We start from the raw sequence: 9,620 nt of genomic DNA, 5'->3' as shown, positions 1-9,620 counted from the left end.
GAAAACCGCTACGATGAAAAGAAGTACAATTTTACTAATTGTAGGCTTTGTTTTATTATGGAACTCCGGATTTATAGGAGCTGAATATGGACTTCCTTATACCGGGCCTTTTACTTTAATCTTCCTAAGATATCTCGCAGTAACCGTATTATTATTGCTTTACCTTCTTTTCAGAAATAGATTGAAATGGGTAGGTTTTAAAGCGGTGTCCCTCAATATGCTTATTGGTTTCCTGGCGCATGGGGTATGGCTAACCTGCGTTTTACTTGCGCTTGCAGAAGAAGTGCCGGCGGGGATTGTAGCCCTCATCGTCACGTTGCAGCCATTAGCCACCGGTGCACTTTCTGGCTATGTTACTAATGAAAAAACCAATAATTACCAATGGTGGGGATTAATATTAGGTTTTTTAGGTGTCGTATTAACCGTAGCTTTTAGAATAGATTTTAGCAATTCAAGTTCAATTTTTGGATATCTAATTCCTTTAGGATCGGTTATAGGAATCACTATTGCTACATTAATTCAGCGTAAAATGGAGATAAATGATAAGAACGAGAAACTACCACTAGACCAAACTCTTTTCTATCAAAGTCTGGCCACTATGCTGGCTTTAGCTATCCCTTCAATTTTTGTAGAAAAATTAGCTGTAGAATGGGTTTCTGAATTTACTTTTGCTATGATATGGCTCATTCTGGCTGTTTCCCTCGGTGCCTATATTCTTATGTGGCGATTAATTGAACGTCTTGACGCCACCCGGGTAGCGAGTTTATTTTATCTGGGCCCACCGGTGACCATGCTAATGGCCTGGGTAGCTTTTGGTGACACCATTAAGATTATGGATATCGTTGGGTTAAGCGTAGTATTTTTGGGTGTAATATTAACTTCCCGGTCAAACTAAAGTTTCACCAGTTCATACAACTGATTCTCTCTTTATAAAATTGCTGAATAATTAAAATTCTCTTTCGGCTAAAACACCACTCCGATCTATTTTTTTAACTAAGAACCTTCTTTTTTCACTCATTAAATCTGCAAAATAATTATTGCTTTTACCATTCTTTTTAACTGAAAAATAATAAAGTGTGTATTTAACAATTATTTTATACTTTTATAAAAACTAAACACTTATGCATAGAAAATACTCAGTTCAGAATTGGTTACTCATTATTTTTTGCAGCTTATGTACCGGCCAAATATTTGCTCAACTTGAGCTTAACGAAAAAGAATATTTTGAAACGCGGGGGCTCAATGTCCTTGTTTTTAGTAACGAGTATAACGGATTCTTTTTTGATGAGAAAAACGCAGGAATTGAACTAATTCATCACGGGATGAGAAGCAGTACCGGAGGTGCTGTAAGACTACAAAATACCCCCGAACAATGGGATCTCGTACCTTCACTTTTAGAACGAAAGGTAGATCGTAGTACCAATACCGTAGAAGTAACTACCAGGTATGAGCAATTAGAATTTACATCAAAAATCATTGTTAAACCCGAAGGAAAAAGAATAAATATTTCTGTTTATCTGGATGAACCTCTTCCTGAAAACCTGGAAGGAAAAGCAGGATTTAATTTAGAATTTCTCCCAGCTGCTTATTTTGAAAAATCCTACCTGGTAAATGGTAATCCCGGTATTTTTCCCCTTTACCCATCAGGTAATACTAAGATTAAACCCATTAGTGAAAAAGTACCGCAGTTTGCCGGGCATTCTACCCTGGACACCCGTGGGGAAGAAGAATTTATAGTACCCCAACCCCTTGCCAGTGGTAACACCATTATTCTGGCACCCGAAGATCCTTATCACCACGTAGAAATTACTTCAGAAACCGAAATTTCATTATTTGATGGAAGAAGCCTGGCTCAAAACGGCTGGTTTGTTACCCGCAGTATACTACCGGCAAATAAGACCGGAAAGGTGTTAGAATGGCATTTAGAAGCCAACACGGTATCCAACTGGTTACGCGATCCAAATATTGGCTTCTCCCAGGTAGGTTACCATCCAAGCCAGGAAAAGGTTGCCATTATAGAACTGGACGAAAATGATAATCAACTGCAAACTGCTTCCTTATACCAGGTAACTTCTGAGGGAAAAACAATCGAAAAATTTAGTAAAAAAGTGGCCGAATGGGGAAAACATTTTAGGTATAATTATGCTGAATTTGATTTTTCTGATATCACGGAAACTGGGATTTATTATATTAAATATGGAGATCAAACAACAAATACATTTCCTATTAGTGAGCAGGTTTATGAAACGGCCTGGCATCCAACCCTGGATGTGTTTTTCCCCGTGCAAATGGACCATATGAAGGTGAATGAAGCCTATAGAACATGGCACGGCAGACCATTTATGGATGATGCTATACAAGCCCCGCTGGATCAGGAACATTTTGATGGCTACAGTATGGGCTCTTCTACCGATACTAAATTTGAACCCTATGAACATATTCCAGGCCTGGATGTAGGCGGATGGTTTGATGCAGGAGATTACGACATCCAAACCGGCACACATTGTCTCACAATTACAGATCTTGTGGCATCCTGGGAAGAATTTGGGCTGGAGCGCGATCAAACCCATATTAATCAGGAAAATCGTTATGTAGATATTCATCGGCCTGATGGAAAAATAGATATCCTGCAGCAAATTGAACATGGCACCCTAAATCTTGTGGCTCAAATTAATAATATAGGGCATCCGGTACGTGGAATAGTGGTTCCTAACCTGCATCAGTACCATCATCTTGGAGATGCCTCTACAGAAACTGACCACCTACCTTATAACCCAGAGTTGAAGCCGTTTGAGAGCGACGGATTGTCCAGTGGAACATTGGATGATAGATGGGTTTTTACAGAGCGTTCTCCTTATCTGGATTACCGCACCGCCGGTGCATTAGCTGCAGCAAGCCGGGCTTTAAAAGATTACAATTCTTCTTTATCTAAAGAATGCATTGAATTAGCAAAGAAACTATGGGAGGAAAATGAAAATATGCCCCCACAGGAAGCCTCTTCCGGCTATTTTGCACGTTTTCTGAAGCTTAGTGAAATGAATGCTTCCATGCAGCTTTACGTAAGTACTAAAGAGGAAAAATATGCCAAAGCTTTTGAAGAAAAAATCTGGAAAGCGATGGATGAAAGTCTGGACAGAACCATAGATATTACGTTACACGCCGCGCCTCATATGGATGAGAAATTCAATAAAAAACTGAAAACTTATGTTCAAAAATATGTTGATGAAATTGACCAGTTAGAAAAGGACAATCCTTACGGGGTACCTATGTTTCGCAGACCGGGTTGGGGTGGAAATCACGGCATTATTGATTTTGCCATCGCAAATTACAGGGCGCATAAATTATATCCAGCCCTGGTAGACAAAGAACATGTATTTAAGGGATTACATTATATTTTTGGAAGACATCCGCATTCTAATCTCTCTTTTGTTTCGGGAGTGGGGACAAAAACTAAAAAAGTTGCCTACGGTAGTAACCGGGCAGATTTCAGCTTTATTGCGGGAGGAATTGTACCGGGCATTTTATTGATGAATCCTGATTTTCCCGAGAATAAAGAAAACTGGCCTTTTTTCTGGGGCGAAAATGAATATATAGTAGATATTGGCGCAAGCTATATTTTTCTTGTTAATGCAACAAATGAACTCCTGAACGAAAAATAAGTTACTGCTACAAAAAGGAGGCTGTTAGTTAAAGCGAAACGGCCTCCTCTTTTTACTCTTATTATTCAAATGAATATTTAGCTAATTATAATTCTGAATATAAACGCTTTAATGGCTTTTCTTCCGTTTTTTACTTAATTTCAAAAAAAGAATAGCTTTTCGATTAAAATAAAGATCAGAAATTAAGAATTACCAACTAACCTATAAATCTTACTCTATAGTTTATAGCCAAACTTCAACAATATGAAATCACTATTACTTTCCTTTCTAATTTGTTTTTCAATAACAACAATTTTTGCCCAAAACCAGGGAGACAGTTTAAGAATTAATGAGCAGGAATATCTTGAAATGCGCGGTCTTAACGTGATGCTTGCGCACGATTTTTATCCGGAAAGCCATCAGGGCGGTGTAGGAATTATTCAAAATGGAATTAGAGTTGCCACCAACGGAGATTTACGCCTTGAACCCACTCCCGGGCAATGGCAACCGGTACCTAAAGTTGGGGAACGAGTTGTGGATAGGGAAAATAATAATATTAGTGTAAAAATGGCTTATCCCGATGAAGCCAAAAACCGAACAGGCTTTAATCCTATTGAATATCCCGATTTGGAATTTTCTTATAACCTGAAAATAATTCCGCAGGGAAAATCTTTTAAAATCGTGGTAGACCTGGATGAAGCTTTGCCTGAAGAATGGATTGGAAAAGTGGGAATGAATATCGAATTCTTCCCCGGTTACCTTTTCGGAAAATCCTATTATATGGATAATGAATTTGGTCTTTTTAACCGCCAGGCAAATGGCCCGGGATCTTATGATGATGACGATGAATATCAAATAAAGCCTATGGCTGCGGGAAAAGAATTGGTAATTGCCCCCGGGACGCCCAGGCAAACTTTAAAAATTGAAAACTTAAAAGAAAATAATTTAGAGTTAATAGATGGCCGTGCACAGCATAGTAATGGCTGGTTTGTGGTTAGGTCACTAGTACCTTCAGGAGCCACCAAAAATGCTATTGAATGGCTTATTACTCCAAACACCCTGAAAGATTATACATACGATCCCGTAGTTCAAATTTCCCAGGTTGGTTATCATCCCGCTCAGGAAAAAATTGCCGTGATAGAAACCGATAAAAATGATACTAACCTGAACGAGGCAAAATTATTACGAATAAATAATGAAGGTGGTTTTACCGAAGTTCTTTCAGAAAATCCTTCAGATTGGGGGGAATTCCTCAGGTATAAATATTATCAACTGGATTTTACCAAAATCGAAGAACCCGGAATGTATGTTGTAAAATACGGCGATTATACTACAGAAGCTTTTAAAATTAGCAAAGATGTTTATCAACGTGAGGTTTGGCAACCCACTTTAGAATATTTCTTACCGGTGCAAATGTGCCATATGTTGGTAAACGATAGATATAAAATATGGCATGGCCGTTGTCATTTAGACGATGCGAGAATGGCGCCGGTAGATACCAATCATTTTGATGGATACCTGCAAGGCCCTGAAACCCTTACCAATTTTGAACCTGGCGAACACGTACCGGGGCTAGATGCCGGTGGTTGGCACGATGCCGGAGATTACGATCTTAGAATAGAATCCCAGGCTTCTACCATCCACGGACTTTCGCATATTTATGAGATTTTTCAGGAAGATTATGATAATACCACCATAAACCAGGAAACCAAAACCGTAGATATTTTGCAACCCGACGGTAAGCCCGATTTTCTTCAGCAAATAGAACACGGCACCATACATATTGTAAATGGCTATAAATCTTTGGGCCGGTTTTATCGCGGGGTGATTGTGCCTACTTTAAATCAATATGTTTTGTTGGGCGACCCGGTAAACCATTCTGATGGTGAGATTTATAAAGAAACCAGTACTTCAAAAGAAATTCCGTTAGGCCAGGAAGGTGCGCCAGATGATCGCTGGGTGTTTACCGAAGAAAATCCGCGTAGGGAATTACAAAGTGCATCGGCCCTGGCTGCCACTTACAGGTCTCTAAAAGATTTTAATCCTGACCTGGCTGAAGATGCCCTGGAAATCGCAAAACAAACCTGGGAAACTACCTCTACAGATAATCCCGTGCACAAACTCAGCTTAAGTGTAGAACTTTTTAGAAGTACTTCTGACGCGAAATATGAAGATTTCATAAAAGAAAATACTAAAATTTTTGCTGAAAATATTGCGCAAACCGGCTGGGTTCTCGCACCCGTTTTTGATGAAATTCAGGATGAAAATTTCAGAAATAAAATAAAAGCTTCTGTAGAAGATTATTACCAGGAAGTAGAAAAATTAGGAGCACAAACTCCCTACGGAATGCCTTATGAACCCGATATTTGGGGTGCAGGATGGGGAATTCAGAATTTTGGGATGAAACAGTATTTTTTACATACCGCTTTTCCTGAAATCTTTCCGAAGAAATATATGCTAAACGCGCTCAATTTTGTTTTAGGGACACATCCGGGTGTAAATACATCTTCTTTTGCATCAGGGGTTGGTTCTCGCTCCTTAACCCAGGCTTATGGAATGAACCGGGGCGATTTTTCTTTTACTCCCGGCGGAATTGGTTCGGGAACGGCATTAATTCGTCCCGATTTTCCTGAATTGCTGGAATGGCCTTTTCTTTGGCAACAAACCGAATATGTTTTAGGCGGTGGTACAACAGATTACCTATTTTTAGTACTGGCAGCCGATAAATTATTAAACGAATAATTGAAGACCCCACGGTAAAAAGCTTAGAATATTCAAATCTCAATTATCTAATAAATTACCTTTAAAGTGGTATTTTATAAATTATTTTCTGTCTCTATCTTAGCCTTGTCAAATTACTAATTGTAATAGCAGATTAGTTCAAAGAAGATTTGGTAGGGCTAACTTCTTAAATGTTTGATTTGGGGATTAACATTTATGAGTATCTAATTGCTAATACCATTAAAAAGTATTTGACGCAAAAACCTTCAGGATTTCCCTGGAGGTTTTTTCATTTTTATAATTTTCTACCACGAAACTTGAAAAGACTAAGGTAAATAAGGAAAATTCCTATATTTAATGTGATTAAACAATCGCACTTTATGCAAAAGGATTTCGAAAAAATCTCAGCTTACTGGCAGGAAATGTATTCCCGCCAGGTAAAAGAGTATCGGCCGTTTGAAATCTCTGAAGAATTTAAAAGGTTTGCCACTATTTTCGCTCCGGGAGACTCCTATTTATATATTGTAAACCTTCATAATTTTGGATTGGAATATGTTTCTAATTCGGTAGAACGTTTTGTAAATAAAAAGGCCGGAGAAATTACGCTACAGGATTTATTACAAACCGTGATCCCCGAAGAAATTGAAATCATAAGCCTTAAGAGCAAAGTCATCAATAATTTTTATACCGAATTTCTTGATAAAGAAGATGTATTAAACTATAAAAATATGTTTTCTTATAGAATGAAAAATGCCGGCGAGCAAACACGAACTATGTTGTACCAGGCATTTCCATTAAGTGTGTTAGAAAATGGAACCCCAGAACATGTATTGTGCATTCAAACCGATGTTTCCCACCTTAAAGTGACCAGTACCAATACAGTTTCATTTATTCATATAAACGGCGGAAAATCTTATTATAATATAGATATTTCTAAAGGTACATTTGAACCCGGCGAAAGTGCAGATGCCAGTTTTTCAGAATTTCTCACCGAAAAAGAAAAAACCATTGTTTGTAAACTATCCAGAGGCTTAAATGCTGAACAAATAGCCAAAGAAATGAACCTCTCTCCGCACACCATTAAAACGCATAGAAGAAACGTACTACAAAAAAGCGGTTGCAGAAATACTACTGAACTTGTTGCCAAATGTCTTACTACCGGAATAATTTCCCCGGTATTGAGTTGAAAACAGTTTTACACGGTTTATTTTTATATCAATAAAGTTCTCACAAACAGTTATTTAGTCTTATATTTATAAGGATATCTCAATATTACGATCCTTGATTCTGGAGAAAAAATTATTTTTAGCGCTTTTCTTTTTAGTGCTTTTTAGTCCATCAATTTATGGGCAAATCTTCGATTTTAGTAAACCCGATCCATATAAAAAGGTTTTTGTAGAAACCGATGATTTTGGCCTTTCTTACTTGAAAGAGCTGGAAGAATCTTTGGAGGAAATTGAATCAGATACTCTTAAGCTTGAAGTTTTAAACGATCTGGCTTATTACTGGCATACCAGGAACCTCAGCACTGCACTGGAGTTTACCGAAAAAGGATTGGCACTTACTTTAGAAAAAAATAATTCGCTTTGGAATGGAAGATTCCAAATTACCCAGGCTGCTATTCTATTGCGCCAGGAAAAACTAGATGAAGCGGAGACAATCCTCAAAGAAGCTGAAGCAAAAGTAACCGAAAGTGACCTTGCATTTCTTAATACACAATTAGGCTATGTTTACGAACGCCGTGGACAATTAGGAAGAGCTGCCGATTTTGCCCTCGAAACTTTGCGCCTGGGAGAAAAATTAAATAATAATAAAGCACTTGGAATTGCTTACAGCGATTTAAGCAACTTGTTTTGGAAGCAGGAAAAATATGAGGAAGGTTTGGAGTATGGACTGAAATCACTTTCCTTTTTTGAGGAAAGAAATGTAGTAAATCTTGACTATGATTTTACGCTTTACGTGGTTGGAAATAATTATTTAAAACTTAAACAATACAACAAAGCAATGGAGTACTATACACGTTCTATTGAAATTGGTGAACGTTATGGTTTTTATAATAATCTAAGCGATGTATACATTTCCCTTGTAGATCTTTATGCATTTTTGAATGAATTTGAAAGCGCTGAAAAAGCCGGTGAAAATGCCATAAAGTACGCCTATCTTCTAGATAATGCGTTTATGCTAATGCGTTCTTACCTTTCGGTTGGAGAGTTACAAATTCAGAACCAAAATTATCCTGCCGCAATAACTAATATCAAAAAATCTATCGAGGTGGCTACACCAAGCTTTGGAGATGGTTTCTTCTTAAGCAAAGCTTATAACAGCCTTGGGGAAGCTTATGCGAAAAATGAACAGTATCAGGAAGCGTATAAAGCATTTTCTGAATATGATTCCCTTAATAAAATTGTATTCACCGCAGAAGCAGATCAACGTATCTCTCAGTTAGAAACCGAATTTAATGTGGCTCAAAAGGAAAATACTATTCAACTTCAGGAAACAAGATTATTACAACAGCAAACGAGTCAAAATCTTATTAGTCTCATTGCCGGCTTATTGTTCCTAATTTTATTGGTTTTATTTGTTAGTTTTAGCAATAATCGAAAGAAAAATAAACTATTAAGAAAACAGAATAAGGAGAAAGAATTCTTATTAAAAGAAATTCATCACCGGGTAAAAAACAATCTTGAAGTGGTTTCCAGCCTTTTGGCTTTACAAACAGCACAAATTAAAGATCCTAATGTTGTGAGTGCGATGAAGGAGAGCCAGAACAGGGTATATTCTATGAGTATAATTCATCAGCGTTTATACCAGAATGATCATCTTTCTTCTATAGAAATGAAAGATTATTTCTTAAATCTTGGCAATCATATCCTGGATTCCTTTGGGGAAGAAGAACGTATTAAGATCAACTATAAAATGCCTGAATTGCATCTAGATGTAGACACTGCGGTTCCTTTGGGATTAATAGTAAACGAACTATTAACAAACAGCCTCAAATATGCTTTTCCGAATAAGCAAGCGGGGGAGATTACTATAGATTTAGATAAAAAATCGGCTAACGAGTTGCAGCTGCTGGTAAAAGATAATGGTATTGGGCAAACCGAAGGTGAACCCGTTAAAGGAACCGGATTCGGAAAAACACTCATCGATTTGCTTACCCGACAATTAGATGGGACAATGCAGGTAATTTATACCTCTGGCACTCAATATTTATTCAATTTTAAATCTCACAGGTTTCCTTGATTTGAGATAGAACAAGGT

Annotated in this window: 5 protein-coding genes; all 5 read left to right on the top strand. The window is 37.6% G+C overall.

Annotated features, from left to right (window positions below):
• Nucleotides 1-895 (top strand): DMT family transporter (locus tag AACZ30_RS10995; RefSeq protein ID WP_339649354.1); only part of this gene is annotated, 895 nt, incomplete at its 5' end.
• Nucleotides 896-1,121: 226 nt separating this feature from the next.
• A complete protein-coding gene (locus AACZ30_RS10990) occupies nucleotides 1,122-3,659 on the top strand; it encodes a glycoside hydrolase family 9 protein (RefSeq protein WP_339649353.1) in 2,538 nt (845 codons plus the stop codon).
• A gap of 243 nt (nucleotides 3,660-3,902) precedes the next feature.
• Nucleotides 3,903-6,380 (top strand): glycoside hydrolase family 9 protein, encoded by a 2,478-nt coding sequence (locus AACZ30_RS10985; RefSeq protein WP_339649351.1) that lies wholly within the window; start codon nucleotides 3,903-3,905, stop codon nucleotides 6,378-6,380.
• A 359-nt stretch (nucleotides 6,381-6,739) separates the two neighbouring features.
• Nucleotides 6,740-7,546, top strand: coding sequence for a helix-turn-helix transcriptional regulator (locus AACZ30_RS10980; RefSeq protein ID WP_339649349.1), 807 nt, complete (start codon nucleotides 6,740-6,742; stop codon nucleotides 7,544-7,546).
• Nucleotides 7,547-7,640: 94 nt separating this feature from the next.
• Nucleotides 7,641-9,602, top strand: a complete 1,962-nt coding sequence (locus tag AACZ30_RS10975) for a histidine kinase dimerization/phosphoacceptor domain -containing protein (RefSeq protein ID WP_339649347.1) — start codon at nucleotides 7,641-7,643, stop codon at nucleotides 9,600-9,602.
• The last annotated feature ends 18 nt before the right edge of the window (nucleotides 9,603-9,620 follow it).

This window comes from uncultured Salegentibacter sp. (assembly GCF_963972535.1).
GTDB lineage: Bacteria > Bacteroidota > Bacteroidia > Flavobacteriales > Flavobacteriaceae > Salegentibacter.
Note: the sequence above shows the minus strand (reverse complement) of the source record. Positions and strands in the feature narration are given on the sequence as shown.

Bases quoted from the DNA above. Each gene is read 5' to 3' on its own strand.
- AACZ30_RS10990 (WP_339649353.1), top strand. From the start codon at position 1,122: ATGCATAGAAAATACTCAGTTCAGAATTGGTTACTCATTATTTTTTGC.
- AACZ30_RS10985 (WP_339649351.1), top strand. From the start codon at position 3,903: ATGAAATCACTATTACTTTCCTTTCTAATTTGTTTTTCAATAACAACA.
- AACZ30_RS10980 (WP_339649349.1), top strand. From the start codon at position 6,740: ATGCAAAAGGATTTCGAAAAAATCTCAGCTTACTGGCAGGAAATGTAT.